This window comes from Micromonospora sp. NPDC050695 (assembly GCF_040654415.1).
Lineage (GTDB): Bacteria > Actinomycetota > Actinomycetes > Mycobacteriales > Micromonosporaceae > Micromonospora.
In genome coordinates this window covers 1-19,106 of sequence record NZ_JBFAHZ010000059.1, presented here as the reverse complement: position 1 = coordinate 19,106, position 19,106 = coordinate 1, and the positions used below count along the sequence as shown (strand labels likewise).

The 19,106-nt window shown below is 73.6% G+C and carries 16 protein-coding genes and 2 tRNA genes; 8 read left to right on the top strand and 10 right to left on the bottom strand.

Annotation, left to right across the window (positions count from 1 at the left end):
• Positions 1 to 56: 56 nt before the first annotated feature.
• From AB0H52_RS27705 to AB0H52_RS27680, 6 genes are all read right to left on the bottom strand, one after another.
• Positions 57 to 866, bottom strand: a complete 810-nt coding sequence (locus AB0H52_RS27705; RefSeq protein ID WP_151488851.1) for an endonuclease/exonuclease/phosphatase family protein — start codon at positions 864 to 866, stop codon at positions 57 to 59.
• Positions 867 to 876: 10 nt separating this feature from the next.
• Positions 877 to 2,367, bottom strand: a complete 1,491-nt coding sequence (locus AB0H52_RS27700) for a phosphatase PAP2 family protein (protein ID WP_151488852.1) — start codon at positions 2,365 to 2,367, stop codon at positions 877 to 879.
• A gap of 71 nt (positions 2,368 to 2,438) precedes the next feature.
• Positions 2,439 to 3,440 (bottom strand): YihY/virulence factor BrkB family protein, encoded by a 1,002-nt coding sequence (locus AB0H52_RS27695; protein ID WP_357951132.1) that lies wholly within the window; start codon positions 3,438 to 3,440, stop codon positions 2,439 to 2,441.
• Positions 3,433 to 4,437 (bottom strand): diacylglycerol kinase family protein, encoded by a 1,005-nt coding sequence (locus tag AB0H52_RS27690; protein WP_151488854.1) that lies wholly within the window; start codon positions 4,435 to 4,437, stop codon positions 3,433 to 3,435. The genes AB0H52_RS27695 and AB0H52_RS27690 overlap by 8 nt, the downstream gene beginning before the upstream one ends.
• A gap of 93 nt (positions 4,438 to 4,530) precedes the next feature.
• Entirely contained in the window at positions 4,531 to 5,109 is a 579-nt protein-coding gene (locus AB0H52_RS27685; protein ID WP_151488880.1) for a Clp protease N-terminal domain-containing protein, read from the bottom strand.
• Positions 5,109 to 5,345 (bottom strand): helix-turn-helix domain-containing protein, encoded by a 237-nt coding sequence (locus AB0H52_RS27680; protein WP_151488855.1) that lies wholly within the window; start codon positions 5,343 to 5,345, stop codon positions 5,109 to 5,111. The genes AB0H52_RS27685 and AB0H52_RS27680 overlap by 1 nt, the downstream gene beginning before the upstream one ends.
• Positions 5,346 to 5,439: 94 nt before the next feature.
• Between AB0H52_RS27680 and AB0H52_RS27675 the strand changes: the two genes are divergently transcribed.
• From AB0H52_RS27675 to AB0H52_RS27655, 5 genes are all read left to right on the top strand, one after another.
• On the top strand, positions 5,440 to 6,006 hold the full coding sequence (locus tag AB0H52_RS27675; RefSeq protein ID WP_192580175.1) for a TetR/AcrR family transcriptional regulator: 567 nt from the start codon (positions 5,440 to 5,442) through the stop codon (positions 6,004 to 6,006).
• Positions 6,003 to 6,827, top strand: a complete 825-nt coding sequence (locus AB0H52_RS27670) for an oxidoreductase (protein WP_151488857.1) — start codon at positions 6,003 to 6,005, stop codon at positions 6,825 to 6,827. The genes AB0H52_RS27675 and AB0H52_RS27670 overlap by 4 nt, the downstream gene beginning before the upstream one ends.
• Before the next feature lie 116 nt (positions 6,828 to 6,943).
• Complete coding sequence (locus AB0H52_RS27665; protein ID WP_151488858.1) at positions 6,944 to 7,804, top strand: universal stress protein; 861 nt, start codon at positions 6,944 to 6,946, stop codon at positions 7,802 to 7,804.
• 64 nt (positions 7,805 to 7,868) lie between these two features.
• Positions 7,869 to 10,262, top strand: coding sequence for a phosphoketolase family protein (locus AB0H52_RS27660; RefSeq protein WP_357951127.1), 2,394 nt, complete (start codon positions 7,869 to 7,871; stop codon positions 10,260 to 10,262).
• Between the two features lie 10 nt (positions 10,263 to 10,272).
• Positions 10,273 to 11,130 (top strand): universal stress protein, encoded by an 858-nt coding sequence (locus AB0H52_RS27655; RefSeq protein ID WP_357951124.1) that lies wholly within the window; start codon positions 10,273 to 10,275, stop codon positions 11,128 to 11,130.
• 39 nt (positions 11,131 to 11,169) lie between these two features.
• Here AB0H52_RS27655 and AB0H52_RS27650 read toward each other — a convergent pair whose 3' ends face one another.
• On the bottom strand, positions 11,170 to 13,515 hold the full coding sequence (locus AB0H52_RS27650; protein WP_357951121.1) for a heavy metal translocating P-type ATPase: 2,346 nt from the start codon (positions 13,513 to 13,515) through the stop codon (positions 11,170 to 11,172).
• Between the two features lie 181 nt (positions 13,516 to 13,696).
• Between AB0H52_RS27650 and AB0H52_RS27645 the strand changes: the two genes are divergently transcribed.
• Positions 13,697 to 14,713 carry a nitroreductase gene (locus AB0H52_RS27645; protein ID WP_347403768.1) on the top strand — a complete coding sequence of 339 codons (1,017 nt, stop codon included), beginning with the start codon at positions 13,697 to 13,699 and terminating at the stop codon, positions 14,711 to 14,713.
• 142 nt (positions 14,714 to 14,855) lie between these two features.
• Positions 14,856 to 16,487, top strand: a complete 1,632-nt coding sequence (locus tag AB0H52_RS27640; protein WP_225854215.1) for a GAF domain-containing sensor histidine kinase — start codon at positions 14,856 to 14,858, stop codon at positions 16,485 to 16,487.
• A 15-nt stretch (positions 16,488 to 16,502) separates the two neighbouring features.
• Here the strand turns inward: AB0H52_RS27640 and AB0H52_RS27635 are convergent, their stop codons facing one another.
• The gene (locus tag AB0H52_RS27635) at positions 16,503 to 17,141 is read right to left on the bottom strand and encodes a response regulator transcription factor (protein ID WP_151488863.1); all 639 of its coding nucleotides are present in this window, start codon (positions 17,139 to 17,141) and stop codon (positions 16,503 to 16,505) included.
• A 213-nt stretch (positions 17,142 to 17,354) separates the two neighbouring features.
• Here AB0H52_RS27635 and AB0H52_RS27630 point away from each other — a divergent pair, with 213 nt between their 5' ends.
• A complete protein-coding gene (locus tag AB0H52_RS27630) occupies positions 17,355 to 18,329 on the top strand; it encodes a nitroreductase (RefSeq protein ID WP_357951118.1) in 975 nt (324 codons plus the stop codon).
• A gap of 208 nt (positions 18,330 to 18,537) precedes the next feature.
• On the opposite strand, the gene AB0H52_RS27625 is transcribed toward AB0H52_RS27630, so the two are convergent.
• Positions 18,538 to 18,612 (bottom strand) — tRNA-Val (locus tag AB0H52_RS27625).
• A gap of 26 nt (positions 18,613 to 18,638) precedes the next feature.
• A tRNA-Gly gene (locus AB0H52_RS27620) sits at positions 18,639 to 18,711 on the bottom strand.
• Positions 18,712 to 19,106 lie beyond the last annotated feature (395 nt).

Sequence of the window (19,106 nt, the reverse complement as noted above, 5' to 3'; positions counted from 1 at the left end):
GATCGTGGCCTCGGTCGTGCTCACCGTCCTGCTCAACCTCGTGCTCTGAGCCGGGGTCAGCGGGCGGTCAGATCCAGCTCGGTGAGCAACGGATAGTGGTCGGAGGCCGTGTCCGCCGCTCCGCCACGGATCACCCGGCAGTCGCGGACCCGCTGCGCCACCGCGGGGGTGGCGAGCAGATAGTCCAGCCGCATCCCGGCGAACTCGGCCCCGCCGAACCGGGTGGGCACGGTGAGTCCGTCGGCCTCCGGTGCTCCGCTGTTGGACGACGGCCAGAGGTCGACCAGGCCGGCGGCGAGCAACCGGGCGATCGCGCGGGTGTCCACGCCGCCACCGGCCCGGCGCAGGTGCCGCCGCCGGTAGAGGGTGGGCAGCCCGGCCAGCCGCTCGGTGTGGTCGACGGTCGGGTCGAGCGAGTTGAGGTCACCGGCGACCAGCGTCAGCGCCCCGGGCGCGCGTCGCACCGCGGCGGCCAGCCAGTCGACCTCCATCCGCCGCCGACCCCCGGAGTACGGGTAGAGGTGGGTGCCGAGCACGGTGAGCGGGCCGTCCGAGGTGTCCACCACGACCCGGGCGGCGGCGTGGTGGAACGGCCGGCGCAGCGACCCCGCCTCGATGACCTGGTACGGCGGTCGGACCAGCACCGCCACCGGCTGCCCGAAGCAGGACCGGGCCAGGTGGGGGCTCATCCCCACCCGGCCCGCCACCTCGGCCATCAGCCCGCCGCGGTCGAAGCCGCGCAGCTCCTGCAGGGCCAGCACGTCCGGCGCCTGCTCGGCGACGACCTCGACCACCTGATCCAGCCGCTCCGAGCCGCCACGGTCGCGGCCGCCGGTACGGATGTTCCAGGTCATCACCCGCAGCACGGTGCGTCGCTCAGTCGGCCCGGCCGGCCCGCGCCAGCTCGTCGTCGAGGGTGTCCACGTCCTCCGACTCGATGGCCGGCTGGTTGCCCTCCTTGAGGTCGGCGTTCGGACGGATGATCAGGTAGAGCAGACCGATCCACAGCGCGGAGAGCAGGATCGCGCCCATGAAGTCCGTCGGGTGGTGCATCCCCCGGTACATGCGGGACGTGGCGACACCGACCGGCATGATCACGGCCAGCGCCACGAAGATCCAACGCCACCACCGGTCGGTACGCGGGAACACGATGAGGGTGATCGCCAGCCAGACGCAGATCGTCGCCGCGATGTGCCCGGACGGGAACGACGAGGTGGGCATCTGCCCGTCCAGGTTCTCCACCGGCGGGCGCGGCCGGTCGACCGCCCGCGCCGAGACGAGGAAGAGGGTCAGCTCACCGACCATCGCCAGCGCCACGAACAGCACCGGCCGCCAGCGCCGCCACACCGCCAGCACCAGCGGGCAGAACACCAGCGAGATGATCAGGATGGCGTGGGTGTCGCCGAACTTGCTCCACCACCAGCTCACCTCGGTCAGCACCTCGGTGTGCCGCTCGGCGAACCAGCGCGGCACCTCCGTGTCGAGGGTGGCGAAGAAGGTGCCCTTGGCGTGGTAGCTGACGTACATGCCGAAGCCGTACAGCGCACCGAACACGAGAACCCAGCCGACCAGCAGCTCGGCCACCGCCGAGCGGGGGTGGGCCAGCACGTGTTCCTCGGCCGGGGCGGGGGCGATGTCGTACCCTGCCTCCGGCTCCAGGCCCTCGCTCAGCGGCGGCACCGGCCGACCCCGCTCGCGCCGCCACAGCCGGAAGGCGTACGCGGTGACGCCCAGCCAGGCCGCGCCGAGCAGCCAACCGGCGAGCACGTCGGAGATGAAGTGCACGCCCAGCGCGATCCGGGTCAGGCCGATCAGCGCCACCAGCACGCCGACGCCGACGATCGCCGGCTTTCGCCAGCGTGGTGCCATCGCCGGGAGGAACACCAGCAGCAGCGCCCCGTACGCGACGAACGAGCCGAGCGCGTGCCCGCTGGGGAAGCTGTTGCCGGGCGCGCTGGCGATCGGCACGTCCACGACCGGGCGGAGCCGGCCGACCAGCGTCTTGAGCGACGGGTCGAGGATCAGCCCACCGACCCCGGTGATGATCAGGTAGACGGCCAGTCGGGGCTGCCGCCGGATCAGCAGCCCGACGACGGCGATGGTGACCAGCCAGATGAGGATCGGCCGGCCGCCCAGATCGGTCACCGCCTGGAGCACGGTGACGAGTGCGTGGTGCGGGGCGACGAGCCCGTTGAACCATTCGGCGACCGCGTGGTCGGCGTCCTGCAGCGGGCTCCACCGCACCCGGACGAGCAGCAACAGCAGCCCGAAGGCCACCCCGGCGCCGGTGACGGCCACCAGACCAGCGATGCTCCGTTCGGCGAAATGACCGATCGGACGCCGCGCCACCTCTTTGACCGCGGTCACCCCGCACCTCCCTTGTCGGCTCTGGCGAGGCGCAGTACCCGATCCGCGTCGCGCGTACACGCGACACGCCGCTACAGCGCGGTCATGTCCCCGGTGTCGAGCAGTTCGACGCGGTCGGCGTCGGGCTCCCACAGGTCCGGTTGGGCGGGCTCCTGCACGCCGATGCGCAGCGCCTCCAGCTGGGCGGCGAAGGCCAGCCCACCGAAGAGGGCCATGCCGGTCAGGTTGGCCCAGAGCAGCAGCGCCATCATGCCGGTCAGCGCGCCGTAGGTCTGCCCGAAGCCGTCGCTGAACCGCACGTACGCGGCGAGCAGGAGGCTGGCCAGCCACCACAGGACGGTGGCGATGCCCGCGCCGAACAGCAGCCAGGACAGGCCGGGTTGCCGGCGGCGGGGCGCGTGCCGGAACAGCACGGCCACGGCGAGCACGGTCAGCCCGAGGCTCAGCGGGAGGCGGATCACGTCCCAGACGCCGTGGGCGACGTCGCCCCACTCGTAGTGCTTGTGCACCGAGTCGCCCATCGCGCCGCCGCCGACGAGGATGAGGAAGCCGGCGAGCGCGGGCAGGCCGGCGGTGACGGCCAGCACGGCGGCACGCAGGTACTTCCACAAGGCGGGGCGGTCGCGTTCGACGCCGTAGATGCGGTTGGCGCCCCGCTCGATCTGGGCCATCGTGGTGGTCAGCGCGACCAGGCCGGTGAGCAGACCGAGGGTGAGTGCCAGCTCCCCCGCGTCCTCGACGCGTTCGCCCTCGCCGAGCAGCTCGGCGACGACCTGCGCGCTCTGGCCGGGGGTGAGCGCCAGCACGGTGTCGGCGACCACCTGGCCGCCCTCCTCGACACCCAGCTCGCTGATCAGGCCGGTGAGGGCGATCAGGAACGGCACCACGGCGAGGCAGAGTTGCAGCGCGAACGCCCGGGCGTGGCTGAAGCCGTCGCCGTAGCGGAACCGGATGAAGGCGTCGCGCAGCAGGGGCCAGCCGCCCTGCCGGCGCAGTGTGTGCCAGGCGTCGTCGGCGGACAGCTCGGCGTCGGCCATCAGCCGGGTCTCCGGCACGATGCGGGTGCTACTCACGGCGCGCTTCCTCGATCAGCTGCTCGCCCCGCTCCCCGGCGCCCTGCGCGTCGACGGCCAGGTCGGGGGCGCCCTCGGGCTGGGGGACGCACAGCCACAGCGCCTGCGGTCGGATGTCCGCCCGCAGCTGCCGGCCCGGGGAGATGAGGTCACCGTCGAGCTCCCGCGGCTGATCCCGGTTGCTGGTGACGACCACCTTTCGGCCGCGGAACACCTCCATCTTCGGCACCTGGCCGCTGCGGCGGACCAACGCCCAGCCGAGCGCGAGCCAGTGCCGCAGGTTGCGCGGGGTGAGCACCGCGACGTCGAGCCAGCCGTCGTCCGGCTCGGCCTCGGTCAGCAGGGTCACGCCGCCCTGGAGGCGGCCCACGTTGGCGATCAGGACGGAGCGGGCGCGGCGGCGCACCGGTGGCCGGTCGTCGATGCGGATCTGCACCCGCATCGGCCGGTCGCGTAGGTGCCGGGCGGCGCCCACCACGTACGCGGGCCAGCCGATACGGGCCTTGGTGGTCTCGTTGGTGGCCTCGAGCATCTGGGCGTCGAAGCCCATGCCGGCCATGACGGTGAAGTAATTGTGCTCGACGGCGCCGACGTCGAGCAGCCGCCGCCCTCGCTCGATGGCGACCTGCAGGCCGGCGGCCAGGTCGGTGGAGAGCCCCAGGTTGGCGGCGAGCAGGTTGCCGGTACCCTGTGGCAGCACGGCGAGGGCCACGTCGGTGCCGACCAGCCCGCTGACGCAGGACATCACGGTGCCGTCCCCGCCGCAGGCGAAGACCAGGTCGACGCCGTCCTTGACGGCCTGCTCGGTCTGGCCGCGGCCCGGGTCCTCGGCGGTCGTCTCGTACCACTGCGGCGCCGGCCAGCCGGCCGCCGTCAGGGCGCCGTCGACGGTGCGTCGCAGCTCGTCGAGATCGTCGACCTTCACCGGGTTGACCACCACGGCGGAGCGCAGCCCACCGTCGCCGCCGGCGGGCCGTCTGTCCTGTCCAGCATCCACGGCGCCAGTGTGCAGCACCCGGCCGGCTTCAGCGACCCGATGACCGGCCGGCGTCGGAAGTGCCACAGACAGGTTTCAACGCGTGGGCGCCCGTCACGCGGCGGTCCGCAGCGCGGTCTCCACCCGTCGGCGCAGATCGTCGAGGTCGACACCGGACTCGGTGAGCACCTGCGCGCCCAGCCCGTTGCCCTCGCGGAGCACGCCCAGCAGGATGTGCTCGGTGCCGATGTGCTTGTGACGCAGGCGCAACGCCTCCCGCAGGGACAGCTCCAGGGCCTTCTTGGACCGGGGTGAGAAGGGGCCGCCGAGGTACCGCTTGCGACCCCAGCGGCGGCGCGGCGCCGGCACGGCCTCGCGGAGCGCGTCCGGGCCGAAGGACTGTTCGATGCGGGCCACGATCGCGGCCAGGTCGATGCCGATCTCCCGCAGGGCGGCCGCGTCCGCGTCGCCGAGGCCGGCGCCACCGCTGGCGGTGTGCCGGCGGACCCGCTCGCGCAGGTCGTCGGCGCGCACCCCGGCGTCGCTCAGCACGCGGCTGGCCAGGCCGGCCTCGTCGTCGAGCAGGGCGAGCAGCAGGTGCTCGGTGCCGACGGGGCGTTGCCCCTCGACCCGCGCCTCCTCCAGTGCCCGCCGCACCACGCCACGCGCCCGGTCGGTGAATCGTTCGAACATCACGCCTCCCAGGATGAGTTGACCGCCGGTCGCCCGGCGTGCTTCTTGTGCACTGCCTGCCGACTGACTTCGAGCACGTCGGCGATCTCCTGCCAGGACCAGCCCTGTCGGCGGGCGTTGTCCACCTGGACGACCTCGAGCCGCTCGAGCAGCCGGCGCAGCGCGCGGACGGCGCGCAGCCCGACCCGGGGGTCGGTGCTGCCGGCTGCCGCCGCGAGTTCCGTTGCCTGACTCATGCCGTCAACATACGTTGACAGCGGCGCTCTGTCAACCTTTGTTGACGACAGCCCGGGGCTTGACAACCTGACAAACAATGCAATTATTGTCAGCATGTCGCACGACCGGCTGGACCTGATCCTCGCCGCCGCCTACGAGTGCTTCACCCGGCACGGCGTACGCCGGACCACCATGGACGACATCGCGGCCACCGCGGGCATGTCGCGCCCGGCCGTCTACCAGTACGTCCGCAACAAGGACGACGCCTACCGGCGGCTCGCCGAACGGATCTTCACCAGCTCGATCGCCGAGGCGCGCACCGCCGCCACCGACCCCGGCGCGTCGACCGAACAGCGCCTGCACGCGGTGCTCGACGCCAAACTGGAGCTGACCCTGAGGCTGCACCGGGAAAGCCGGCACGCCGCCGAACTGCTCGACGCCAGCACCAAGCTCAGCGGCGACCTAGTCGAGGCGTACACCCGGGAGTTGACCGACCTGGTGACCGGCGCCCTCGCCGACGCCGCCGGGCCACGGGCCCGCGTCGTCGCCGAGGTGCTGGTCGCGCTCACCCGCGGCCTGGAAGCCGACCTCACCGACCCTGACCTGCCCCGGCAGCGGCTGCGCGACGGCGTCGCGCTGATCGTCGCCGGGCTGCCCATCGCACCGGGAGACCCATCATGACCACAGTCCTCATCACCGGCACCTCCTCCGGCATCGGCCGGGCCACCGCGCGTCGGCTGGCTCGGCGCCCGGAGCTGACCGTCTACGCCACGGCCCGCAAGGTGGAGGCGATCGCCGACCTGGCCGAGGCCGGCGCCCGACTGCTCCCGCTCGACGTCACCGACGAGACGTCGATGCGCGCCGCCGTCACCGCGATCGAGGCCGAGCACGGTCAGGTCGACGTGCTGATCAACAACGCCGGCTACGGCGAGTACGGCCCGATCGAGGAGGCACCGATGGACCGGGTGCGGGCACAGTTCGAGACCAACGTCTTCGGCCTCAGCCGTCTCACCCAGTTGGTGCTGCCCGGGATGCGCCGGGCCGGTCGCGGCCGGATCGTCAACGTCAGCTCGATGGGCGGGCGGCTGGTCTTCCCCGGCGGCGGCTACTACCACGCCAGCAAGTACGCCGTGGAGGCCATCTCCGACGCCCTGCGGCAGGAGGTGCGCCCCTTCGGCATCGGCGTGGCGATCGTGGAGCCGGGGCTGATCCGTACCGGCTTCGGCGCGGTGGCCGCCGAATCGCTCGGCGCGGACACCGCGGCCTCCGGGCCGTACCGGTCGATGGTCGCCGCCGTGGACCGGGTGATGGCGTCGTCGTACGACAACCGGCTGCTGGCCGCCACCCCGGACACGGTGGCCCGGGTGATCGAGCGGGCGGTGACCGCCCGTCGTCCGCGCACCCGCTACGTGGTGACCGCCGCGGCGCGGGCGATGGTGCACACCCGGCGACTCTTCGGCGCCCGGCTCTTCGACGCGGTCAACCGGCTCCAGTTCCGCTGACCCCTCGCCGTCGACGGCGGCGCGGCCTGATCCGGCCCGCCGCCGCGACCACGCGACTACCCTCGGTCAGGGACAGCGCGGTCGTGCCGGGCGCGACGCCCGGGAGGTGATATCGGATGGCGGCATCCGCCGACGCGGAGGTGCTGGTCGGCCTCGGCTCGGACCGCGACCTCCCGGTCGTCGAGCAGGCCGCACGGGAGGCCGCCGGGCAGGGCCGCCCGCTGCACCTGCTGCACACCTTCGACTGGCACGCCGCCTTCGCCGCGGACACCGTCGCCGCACCCCGGGACGCGGCCGAGCAGCTGATCACCCAGGCCGCCCAGCTCGCCCACCAGACCGAACCGGGGCTCACCGTCCGCGGCGAGATCGTCGAGGGCGCGATGCTGCCCACCCTCATCCGCCGCTCGGAGTCGGCCTACCTGTTGGCGGTCGGCGACAGCGGTATGGCCGGCAGCGGCCAGTGCGTCCCGGCCGAGACACCGGCCGTGCAGTTGGCCGCCCGCGCCGGATGCCCGCTGCTGGTGGTCCGCAGCGAGCCGCCGCCGCAGGGGCCGGTGCTGGTCGGCGTGGACGGCTCCCCCAGCTCACACCTCGCCCTGCGGTGGGCGGTGGACTGCGCGTCCCGACGCGACGCCCGCCTGCTGGCGCTGCGGGTGGTGGAGAGCGACGAGGACACCGACGCGGTCACCGAGCAGCTCGGCGAGGCCCTGGCACACCATGTCGGCCAGCAGACCAGGGTGCCCTCCGAGTGTCGCGCCGTACGCGGCGACCCCGGTCAGGTGCTCGTCGACACGTCACGCTCGGCGCAGGTGGCACTGGTCGCCGCCCGCGGCGACGAACCGGGCCGGGCCATGCTCGGCTCGGTCGCCCAGTCCCTGCTCTACCACTCACCGGCCCCGGTGATCATCGTCCGCGGCCTGGCCGAGATGCCGCTGACCGGGCCCGACGCCCGCCCGGGGCGGGACCAACGGCCCTGACCCCGGGGCACCGCCAGCGGCGAGGCTGGACGCCGGACGCCCCCTACCCGCGAGAGGCAGCATCATGGACACCGCTCTCGACGTGCACCGCGCACTCACCGATGACGAGCTGCGCCGGCTGGACGCCTACTGGCGCGCCGCGAACTATCTCACCGTCGGGCAGATCTACCTGCTGGACAACCCCCTGCTGCGCGAGCCGCTGACCGCCGACGACATCAAGCCGCGGCTGCTCGGGCACTGGGGCACCAGCCCCGGGCTCAACCTGATCTACGCCCACCTCAACCGGGTGATCGTCGCGCGGGACCTGAACGCCATGCTGGTCACCGGCCCCGGGCACGGCGGCCCGGCCATCGTGGCGAACACCTGGCTGGAGGGCACCTGGTCGGAGCGCTACCACGACGTGGCGCGCGACGAGGCCGGGATGGCCCGGCTGTTCCGGCAGTTCTCGTTCCCCGGCGGCATCCCCAGCCACGTCGCGGCGGACGTGCCGGGTTCGATCCACGAGGGCGGTGAGCTGGGGTACGCGTTGAGCCACGCGTACGGCGCCGCGTTCGACCACCCGGACCTGGTGGTGGCCTGTGTGATCGGCGACGGCGAGGCGGAGACCGGCCCGCTGGCCGGCAGTTGGCTGTCCGACGTGTTCCTCAACCCGGCCCGCGACGGCGCGGTGCTGCCCATCCTGCACCTCAACGGCTACAAGATCGCGAACCCGACGGTGCTGTCCCGAATCCCCGAGACGGACCTGCTCGAGCTGATGCGCGGCTCGGGCTACCAGCCGTACGTGGTGGCCGGCGACGATCCGGCCCAGGTGCACCGCACGCTCGCCGCGACGATGGACCGGGCCATGGACGAGATCGCCGAGATCCAGCGTCGGGCACGCTCCGGCGGCGTCGTCGACCGGCCCCGCTGGCCGATGATCATCTTGCGGACGCCGAAGGGCTGGACCGGCCCGAGCGAGGTGGACGGCACCCAGGTGGAGGGCACCTACCGCGCCCACCAGGTGCCGCTGTCCGGGGTCCGCGACAACCCGGCACACCTGGCCGAACTGGAGCAGTGGCTGCGCAGCTACCGCCCGGAGGAACTGTTCGACGCCACCGGCGCGCCAGTCGACGAGCTGCGGACCCTGCCACCGCGCGGCGACCGGCGGATGAGCGCCAACCCGGTCACCAACGGCGGAGTGGTGCTGCGCGACCTGACCCTGCCCGACTTCCGCGACTACCGCGTGGACGTCCCCGAGCCGGGCCAACCGATGGCCGGGGCGACCGGGGTGCTGGGCCCGTGGATCCGCGACGTCATCGCCGCCAACCCGCAGACGTTCCGGCTGTTCGGGCCCGACGAGGTCGCCTCCAACCGGTTGGGCGCCGCCTTCGAGGTGACCGACCGGGCCTGGGTGGCCGCCACGGTGCCCGGCGACGACCACCTGTCCCCCGACGGCCGGGTGATGGAGGTGCTCTCCGAGCACCTGTGCCAGGGATGGCTGGAGGGCTACCTGCTGACCGGCCGGCACGGCGTGTTCACCAGCTACGAGGCGTTCATCCACATCGTCGACTCGATGGTCAACCAGCACGCCAAGTGGCTGAAGGTGACCCGGTCCATCCCGTGGCGGCAGCCGATCGCCTCGCTGAACTACCTGCTGTCCAGCCACGTCTGGCGCCAGGACCACAACGGTTTCTCCCACCAGGACCCCGGCTTCATCGACCACGTGGTCAACAAGAAGGCCGAGGTGGTCCGGGTCTACCTGCCGCCGGACGCGAACACCCTGCTCGCCACGATGGACCACTGCCTGCGCAGCCGGCACTACATCAACGTGGTGGTCGCCGGGAAGCAGCCGTCGCCGAACTGGCTGACGATGGACGAGGCCATCCAGCACACCCGGCGCGGCCTGGGCATCTGGGAGTGGGCCAGCAGCGACGCGGGCACCGAGCCGGACGTCGTGCTCGCCTGCTGCGGTGACGTGCCCACCCTGGAGACCCTCGCCGCCGTGGAACTGCTGCGCCAGCACCTCCCGGAGCTGAAGGTGCGGCTGGTCAACGTGGTCGACCTGATGCGGCTCCAGCCGGACACCGAGCACCCGCACGGCCTCACCGACAACGAGTTCGACACGATCTTCACCGACGACCGGCCGGTCATCTTCGCCTACCACGGGTACCCGTGGCTGATCCACCGGCTCACCTACCGCCGTACCAACCACGAGAACCTGCACGTGCGCGGCTACAAGGAGGAGGGCACCACCACCACCCCGTTCGACATGGTGATGCTCAACGACCTGGACCGCTTCCACCTGGTCATCGACGTCATCGACCGGGTGCCCGGGCTGGCCGCTCGCGCCGCGCACCTGCGCCAGCAGATGGTCGACGCCCGGCAGGCGGCCCGCGACTACACCCGCCGGTACGGCGAGGACGACCCCCGGGTCGCGGAGTGGCGCTGGATCCGCGAAACCGACCCGACGAACCCCTGAGGAGGACGACGTGCGGGACGCGGACATCCTGGTCGGCTACGACGGCTCCACCGACGCGTCGACGGCCCTGAACTGGGCGCTGGAGGAGGCCCGGCACAGCGGCCAGCCGGTGCGACTGGCGTACGTCTTCGAATGGCTGACCGTCGCCGGCTGGGTCGGCCCGGGCGTGGTGCCGGGCGTCTGGCCGGACGACACCGCCCGACGGCAGGTCGAGGACCTGGTCCGCAAGGCCGCCGGGGACGCCGCAGCCGCGAATCCTGGCCTGACGGTCACCGGCGAGGTCTACGACGGGCCGCCGGCCCTGGTGTTGCAGGAACGCTCGGCCGAGGCCGGGATGCTGGTGCTCGGCAGCCGGGGCCACGGCGGGTTCGGCGGCCTGCTGGCCGGGTCGACGGCCGTGGCGGTCGCCGCGCAGGCCCACTGTCCGGTCGTGGTAGTCCGCGACGGGGCGGTCGCCGCGACGACCGACGCGCCGCCCAGCCCGGTGACGGTCGGTGTGGACGGCTCGGAGCCGTCGCTGGTGGCGCTCGGCTTCGCGGCGGAACGGGCGGCGCAGCGGCAGGTGCCGCTGCGCGTCCTGCACGCCTGGACGCCGGGCCCCAACGCTGAGGCCGGGGTGCCCGATGAGCGGGCCTCGGTGGAGGAGGCGCTGGAGCCGTGGCGGCGCACGTTCACGGAGCTGAGCATCAGCGTCGACCTGGTGGCGGGCAGCCCGGCCGCGATGCTGATCGAGGCGAGCCGCGCCGCGCGGCTGGTGGTGGTCGGCACCCGGGGCCGGGGTGGGTTGGCCGGCATGCTGCTCGGCTCGGTCAGCCAACAACTGATCCAGCACGCCCACTGCCCGATCGCGGTGGTCCGGGAACGCTGACGCCGGCCGCACCCTCGGGCGGGTGCGGCCGGGCGGGAGTCACGGCCGCTCGGGCACCGGGTCGGACGGGTCGAGGGAGAAGAACTCCTCCTCTTCCTGCGCCAGGTGCAGGCGGACCACGGCGTCCAGGCCGTAGAGGGTGGACAGCAGGTCGGGGACCTGATCCGGGCGCAGCCGCCCGTCGTCGGTCTGCGCGAGTTGGACGCCGAGCAGGTCGACCTGGCGGCGGATCTCCACGTGCGCCCGGCTCATCGTCGCGGTCGCCTCGCCGCCGCCCAACGGGTCGGCCAACGCGGGATAGAGCTGCCGTTCCTCGCCGGCCTCGTGCGGCAGCACCTGCTCGGTCAGCCGGCGGTGGGTCTCCCGCAGCGCCGGCAGGCACCGCGCCGAACCCGCGTCGGTGGCGACCAGGTCGGCGGTGTCGCGCAGCCCGGCCAGCACGTCGCGGACCGCCTGGTGTTCTCCGGCGAACCGGGCGAGCAGCGCCCGCGTGTGCGGCGAGACGTCCCGGCGACTCAACCCGCCGCCGAGGGCCCGCAACGCGTTGAGGATGACCAGCACGTCGATGCCCTCCTGCAGGAACGCGCCGACCACCGGCGGCAGCAGGCCGGCTGCCGCCGCGAGCATCGCCAGCACCGCCAACCCCATCCCGACGGTGGCGCTCTGCACCGCGATGCGACGGGCGTACCGGGCGATCTCCACGGCGTCGGCGAGCCGGTCCAGCCGGTCGACGGTCAGCACGGCGTCGGCCACGTCCGCCGACGCGGTCGCACCGGTCGCGCCCATCGCCACACCCACGTGCGCCTCGGCCAACGCCGGCGCGTCGTTCACCCCGTCGCCGACCATCACGGTGACCGCCCGCTCGGCCTCCGCCCGGACCCGGGCCACCTTCTCCCCCGGCGTGCAGCGGGCGAGGACGTCGTCGACGCCGACCGCCGCGGCGACCTGCGCGGCGGTGGCCGGACGGTCCCCGGTGACCAGCACGATCCGGCGCAGCCCCGCCGCGCGCAGCCGACGCACCGTCCGGCGGGCGTCGGGGCGTACCGGATCCTCCAGCAGGATCGCGCCGAGCGGCCCGGAATCGTCGCTGACCCACACCGCCGACCAGCCGGCCAGCTCGGTGCGGGCGCGCGCCCGGTCCGCCCACGCCGGCAACTCGCCGGCGAACTGCCCGACCCGGACCAGCCGCCCGTCGACGCGGCCGCTGACCCCCCGGCCCGGCTCCTCGGTCACGTCGGCCGGCTCGGTCAGCGCCAGCCCTCGCTCGCGGGCCTGCCGGACCAGCGCGGCGGCCAGCACATGCGGGGAGAGCTGTTCCACCGACGCCGCCAACCGCAGCACCTCGTCCCGGTCGCCCCCCGGGGCGACGACCGTCTCGGCGGCACGCGGGTGGCCGGCGGTGAGCGTGCCGGTCTTGTCCACCAGCAGGGTGCGGGCCCGGCCGAGCAGCTCCAGCGAGCCACCGTCGCGGACCAGCACCCCACGCCGGGCCACCCGGGACAGCCCGGAGACGATGGCGATCGGGGTAGCCAGCAGCAGCGGGCAGGGGGTGGCGACCACCAGCACCGCCACCGCCCGGACCACGTCACCGGAGAGCAGCCACGCCAGGCCGGCCAGGACCAGGGTGAACGGTACGAACGCGGCGGCGTACCGGTCGGCCAGCCGGACCATCGGCGCCTTGCGGGCGGTCGCCTCCTCGGCCAGTCGCACGATCCCGGCGTACGTGCTCTGCGCCGCGCTCGTCGTCGCCCGCATCCCGAACCCGGCGCCGGCGTTGACCACGCCGCTGGCCACCGACTCCCCGGCCGCCCGCTGGACCAGGCGCGACTCCCCGGTCACCACCGACTCGTCCAGGGTGACCGCGACGTCGACGGTCCCGTCGACCGGCACCACGTCACCCGGCCCGACCAGTAACCGGTCCGCCACCGCCACCTGATCCAGCGGCACCACCTCGATCGCGCCGTCGCGTCCACGCCGACGGGCGGTACGTGGGGCACGCGCCAGCAGCGCCCGCAGGTCACGGGTCGCGCGACGCTGCGCGTACGACTCCAGGGACCGCCCGGTCGCCAGCATCACCGCGATCACCGCCCCGGCCAGGTACTCCCCGACCCCGAGCGCGCCGGCCAGGGCCAGCACGGCGATCACGTCCACGCCGAAGTGCCGGTGCCACAACGCCCGCAGCATCGACCAGGCGGCGGGCAGCAGCGCGGCCACCGTGACGGCCGCCCAGATCAGGTCGGCCGCGCCCGGTCGACCAGCGATCCGCAGGGCCGCGCCGACCAGCACCGCGACGCCGAGCCCGAGCAGTGGCGTCCACGCCCACCACCGCCGGACGCGGCTGCGGACCGGCCGCTCCGGTACGCACTCGGTCGGCTCGGCCCTCACCTGCGCATCGTCGCAGCCCATTGCCGTCTCCGGCCGGACACCGGCCGATTCGCCACCGGGCCGACCCGGCCGACGGGCGTAACGACCCGACGGGGTCGGGACCTGCGGCCCCTGTGCGACGGCACCGGATGCCACACGATGGTGCGGCAAGCCACGCGCGGCACCGCACCCGTGAGGCACGATGGGCAGAGACGGAAAGGTCGTGACCATGAGTCAGGAGAGCCAGCTGACCACCGCGCTGGCGGAGGCCGCCGCCACCGCCGGCCACGCGCCCTCGGTGCACAACACGCAGCCGTGGCGTTGGCGGGTGCTGCCCGACGCGCTGGAGCTGCGCACCGTCGCCGACCGGCAGCTCGCCGCCACCGATCCGGAGGGCCGGCTGCTCGCGATCAGCTGCGGCGCCGCCCTGCACCACGCCCGCCTGGCGCTGGCCGCGCAGGGATGGCGCGCCGTGGTGGAACGACTACCCGACCCGGGCGACCGCGAGTTGCTGGCCCGGCTGACCGACCTGAGCCGCGCCGACGCCGACCCGGACGCCATGCACATGGTGCAGTGCATGCAGGTCCGGCACACCGACCGGCGGCCGGTCAGCGACGAGCCGGTGCCGACCGCCGCGATCGAGCAGATCACCCGGGCGGTCACCGGCGAGGGTGGCCGCCTGCAGATCCTCGACCGTGACCAGGTGCTGGAGCTGGCCGCCACGGCCGGGCACGCCGACACGGTCGAGGCCGAGGATCCGGAGCTGCGCGCCGAACTGGCGTACTGGACGGGCCGGGCCGGCGCGGGCACCGGGCTGCCGGCGGAGGTGCTGCCCGAGCAGCCACCGCAGACCACCGTGCCGGCCCGCGACTTCGGCCGCCCCGGCAGCCTGCCGGTCGGTCCCGGTCACGACCGCGCGGCCGTGTACGCGCTGCTGCACGGCGACGAGGACGAACCGGACAGCTGGCTGCGTGCCGGTGAGGCGCTCTCCGCCGGCTGGTTGACCGCCACCCGGCTCGGTGTGTCGGTGGTGCCGCTCAGCGCCGTGGTGGAGGTGCCGGGCACCCGGGAGATCCTGCGTCAGCTGCTCGCGGGGCTCGGCTTCCCGTACCTGGTGCTGCGGTTGGGGATCGCGGACCCGGCGCATGCCGGCCCGCCGCACACCCCGCGGCTCGCCACCGAGCAGGTGGTCGACACCTCCGCGGTCCGCGGCGAGTGACGGGTCCGGCCAGGAGTTGCACCGGCGCTACCATCGCCCCGTGACGAGCAGCGTCCCGCACCCCCGTCCGGAATCGCCGGTGACCCCGTCACTCGGGCTGAGCCCCCTGTCCCGGGTCCGCCTCGACGAGCTGCTCCAGGAGATGCTGGTCCGCGTCGGCGAGGTGGTCACCAGTCGGGAGCGGCTGCGCGCCCTGCTGGACGCGGTGGTCGGCATCGGCACCAACCTGGATCTGCGCACCACCCTGCAACGCATCGTGCAGGCGGCCTGCGAGCTGGTCGGCGCCCAGTACGGGGCGCTGGGCGTGGTCGGTCCGGACCGGCTGCTGCACGACTTCATCGTGCACGGCATCACGCCCGAGCAGCACGCGCGGATCGGCGACCTGCCGCACGGGCGGGGCGTGCTCGGCCTGCTCATCGACGACCCCCGGCCGCTGCGCATGCCGGACATCACCCAGCACCCCCGCTCGTACGGGTTCCCGGCCCACCACCCGCCGATGCACAGCTTCCTGGGCGTTCCGGTGCGCATCCGCGACCAGGTGTTCGGCAACCTCTACCTGGCCGAGAAGCAGGGCGGCGCGCAGTTCACCGAGGACGACGAGGAGATCGTCGTCGCGCTCGCCGCCGCCGCCGGCGTGGCCATCGAGAACGCCCGCCTGTACGCCCTGGCGCACCGGCGGGAACGCTGGCTCGCCGCCACCGCCGAGATCACCACGGTGCTGCTCGGCGAGGTCCGCCGCACCGACGCGTTGGCGTTGGTCGCCCGCCGTGCCCGGGAGGTCGCCGAGGCCGAGCTGGCCCTGGTGCTCCTCTACGACAGCGACGCCGCGCAGTTCACCGTCGAGGTGGTCGACGGCGCCGACGAACAGGCGCGGGCGCTGGTCGGCACGGTCCTCCCGGCGGGTGACACCAGCTTCGGCGCGGCGCTCGCCGAGGGGCGGCACGACCAGGTGGACGATCTGGCGCACGCCGCGCCGTGGCCGGCGCTGCTGCACACCGGCCCGGCGATGATCTCACCACTGGCCACGGCCGAGACCCTGCACGGTGTGCTGATCGTGGCGCACCGGCCGGAGCGCGGCGGCGGCGCCAGCGAGGAGGACGTGGCCCTGCTGGGCAGCTTCGCCGGGCAGGCGGCGCTGGCCATGGAACGGGCCCGCGGCCAGGAGGAACGGGAGCTGCTGGTGGTCCTGGAGGACCGCGAGCGGATCGCCCGTGACCTGCACGACGTGGTGATCCAGCGGCTCTTCGCCACCGGCCTGCAACTGCAGAGCGCCGCGCCGATGATGACCCGCCCGGAGGTCGCCAAGCGGATCAACGCGGCCGTCGACGACCTGGACGCCACCATCCGCGACATCCGCCGGACCATCTTCGAACTGCGGACGCCGATGACCGCCGCGCTGCGCACCGAGATCCGTGAGGCGATCGAGCTGGCCGCCGAGGCGCTGGGCTTCACGCCACACCTGGAGCTGACCGGGCCGGTGGACAGCGCCGTCCCGGACGCCATCCGCCCCGACCTGACCGCCGTGCTGCGCGAGGCCCTGTCGAACGCGGTCCGCCACGCGCAGGCCGGTCGGGTCGCCGTCGCCGTCCGTGTCGACGCCGGCCAGGTGAGCGTGACGGTCACCGACGACGGGGTCGGCTGTGACCCGGCCGCCGCCCGGGGCGGTCTGGTCAACCTGCGGGAACGCGCCGACCGCCACGGCGGCACCTTCACGGTCGGCCGGGTCGAACCGCACGGCACCGAGTTATGCTGGGCCGTGCCGCTGCGCGACTGAGCGGCGCGGGTCGGGTCAGGTGGTCTTGCCGAGCAGGCGGGTCGCCAGGACGGCGGCCTGGGTGCGGCGTTCCAGGCCCAACTTGGCCAGCACGCTGGAGACGTAGTTCTTCACCGTCTTCTCGGCGAGGAACATCTTCCCGGCGATCTCCCGGTTGGTCAGCCCCTGCGCCACGTACTCCAGGATCCGCCGTTCCTGCTCGGTGAGCGACTTCAGCTCGCGCGGCTGCTCGACGCCGTTGCGGATCCGCTCCAACACCCGGGTGGTGATGGCCGGGTCGAGCAGCGACTGCCCGGCCGCGACCCGGCGCACCGCGTCGACCAGGTCGGTGCCGCGGATCTGCTTGAGCACGTACCCGGCGGCGCCCGCCATGATCGCCGCGAACAGCGCCTCGTCGTCCTCGTAGGAGGTGAGGATGAGGCCCTTGATGGACGAGTCCACGGCGCGCACGTCGCGGCACACGTCGATGCCGTTGCCGTCGGGCAGCCGGGCGTCGAGGATCGCCACGTCGGGCCGCAACGCCGGAATGCGGCGGGCCGCCTCCTGCGCGGAGCCGGACTCGCCGACCACCTCGATGTCGCCGCTGCTCTGCAACAGGTCGGCCAGGCCACGGCGGACGACTTCGTGGTCGTCGAGGAGAAACACGCGGATCATCCCTCGTTTCTACCCGGTGCCCGCGCACCGCCGCACGGGCCGAAGGTCCCGACCACCACGGACCGACGGCCGGGGACGCCCGGTCAGGGCCGGTCGGGCCCGGCGGATCGGGACGTCCGGCCCTGCTCAGCGCCGACCCCGCGGACGGACCGTAGGGGTGCGCCGGCCGTACCGGCACCACCACCGCCGGCCCACCGGGAAAGGAGCACCGCCATGGACATCGGCTACACCGCGGCCCACCTGCGGGCCGCCGCCGTGGACGCGGTCCGGGCACCGTCGCTGCACAACACCCAGCCGTGGCGGCTGCGACTGCGTGACGGCGGAATCGAGGTGCTGGCCGACCCCACCCGCCGGCTGCCGGCGACCGACCCGAGCGGGTGGGGCGTACGGATCGCCTGCGGCGCAACCCTGTTCAACCTGCGCGTCGCGCTGGCCGTGGCCGGCGTACCGCCCCGGGTGCGGCTCCGACCCGACCCGGCCGAGCCGGACCTGGTGGCCCGGCTGGTGCCGGACGTTCCCCGCCGGCCCACCCCCACCGAACAGTCCCTGCACGCGGCCATCCCCCGCCGGTTCAGCAACCGGATGCCGTTCTGGCCGGACCCGGTGCCCGCCGACGCCCGCTGGCGTCTCGGAGAGGCGGCCCGCGCCGAGGAGTGCTGGTTGGAGCTGCTGATCGGGGTGAGCGCGGTGACGGCGTTCGGGGAGATCGCCCGCAGCGCGCACCGGGTGCTGGAGCGCGATCCCGCGTACCGGGCCGAGCGTGACCGGTGGCTGCGTCGGGAGCCGGCGCCCGACGGCGTACCCGCCTCGGCCGGTGGCCCGCAGGGCGAACCGCAGGACGTGCTGCCGACGCGCGGCTTCGGTGGACGCGACCGCGCCCCGGGGCGGGACTTCGAGCCCGAGCCACTGGTGGGCGTGCTCGGCTCGGTGGGCAACACGGCCGTGGACCAGGTGATCGCCGGGCAGGCGCTACAACGGCTGCTGCTCACCGCCACCGACGCCGGGCTCAGCGTGTCGATGCTCTTCCAACCGATCGAGGTGCCCACCGCCCGGGAGCAGCTGCGACTGTCGCTGGGACGGTTCGGCACGCCGCAGATGGTGCTGCGGATCGGGTACGGCCAGCCGGGCCGGCCGACTCCCCGCCGCCGTGTCGACGAGGTGCTCGACCTGCCGACCGTGCCGACCTGAACGCGCCGACGGGCCCCTCAGGGGGCGGCCAAGCCGCCGACCCGGCGGCGGTCCTGCCGTGGTGGCTGCTGGGCCTGGTGAGTGTGGCGCTGCTGCCGACGGCCGTCACGGTCGTTCCTGTCGAGTCGGCCCTGCGGCGACGCGACGGCTGAGCGAGGCGCTCGGCACCGGCCGGCAACCAGCGGCTACCAGCCTCGCGTCAGATAGATGGTGGGCGATACTGGGTTTGAACCAGTGACCTCTTCCGTGTCAAGGAAGCGCGCTCCCACTGCGCCAATCGCCCGTGGTGGCCCCGTGGGACACATCGCGAGCGGACGACGGGATTCGAACCCGCGACCCTCACCTTGGCAAGGTGATGCGCTACCAGCTGCGCTACGTCCGCACGTCCCCGGCGAGCGCCGGCGACAGGGGAAACTCTACCCGATGCCAAGATCGGCGGGTTCGGCACCCTGGGCGCCGGCGATTGCACTGGTCCACGTCGGGGTACTGATGACCCGCGAGAGCGCACCACACCCCCTAATGACTTGGTGCGCGATAGCTGAGTGACCCGCGTCGGTCATGAAGGTGGCCGTGCGGGACGATCATGATTGTGACGTCAAGACCAAGCCGCACGGCCTTGTCGCGTCGTATCTTCACCGGTACCCTGCGACGCGGACTGGCCAAGCTGATTGCCGTACTGACCCAATGCCACGTAGCTTAAGTTGATCATGTTGTGTGGGGTCGAAGACGGTAGATGTGAACGGTGGCTGGGTCTGGGTGGCGGATGCTGGTCGGCTC

Bases quoted from the DNA above. Each gene is read 5' to 3' on its own strand.
- AB0H52_RS27675 (WP_192580175.1), top strand. From the start codon at position 5,440: ATGTCGCACGACCGGCTGGACCTGATCCTCGCCGCCGCCTACGAGTGC.
- AB0H52_RS27660 (WP_357951127.1), top strand. From the start codon at position 7,869: ATGGACACCGCTCTCGACGTGCACCGCGCACTCACCGATGACGAGCTG.
- AB0H52_RS27640 (WP_225854215.1), top strand. From the start codon at position 14,856: ATGCTGGTCCGCGTCGGCGAGGTGGTCACCAGTCGGGAGCGGCTGCGC.
- AB0H52_RS27685 (WP_151488880.1), bottom strand. From the start codon at position 5,109: ATGTTCGAACGATTCACCGACCGGGCGCGTGGCGTGGTGCGGCGGGCA.
- AB0H52_RS27680 (WP_151488855.1), bottom strand. From the start codon at position 5,345: ATGAGTCAGGCAACGGAACTCGCGGCGGCAGCCGGCAGCACCGACCCC.
- AB0H52_RS27630 (WP_357951118.1), top strand. From the start codon at position 17,355: ATGGACATCGGCTACACCGCGGCCCACCTGCGGGCCGCCGCCGTGGAC.
- AB0H52_RS27665 (WP_151488858.1), top strand. From the start codon at position 6,944: ATGGCGGCATCCGCCGACGCGGAGGTGCTGGTCGGCCTCGGCTCGGAC.
- AB0H52_RS27635 (WP_151488863.1), bottom strand. From the start codon at position 17,141: ATGATCCGCGTGTTTCTCCTCGACGACCACGAAGTCGTCCGCCGTGGC.
- AB0H52_RS27645 (WP_347403768.1), top strand. From the start codon at position 13,697: ATGGGCAGAGACGGAAAGGTCGTGACCATGAGTCAGGAGAGCCAGCTG.
- AB0H52_RS27670 (WP_151488857.1), top strand. From the start codon at position 6,003: ATGACCACAGTCCTCATCACCGGCACCTCCTCCGGCATCGGCCGGGCC.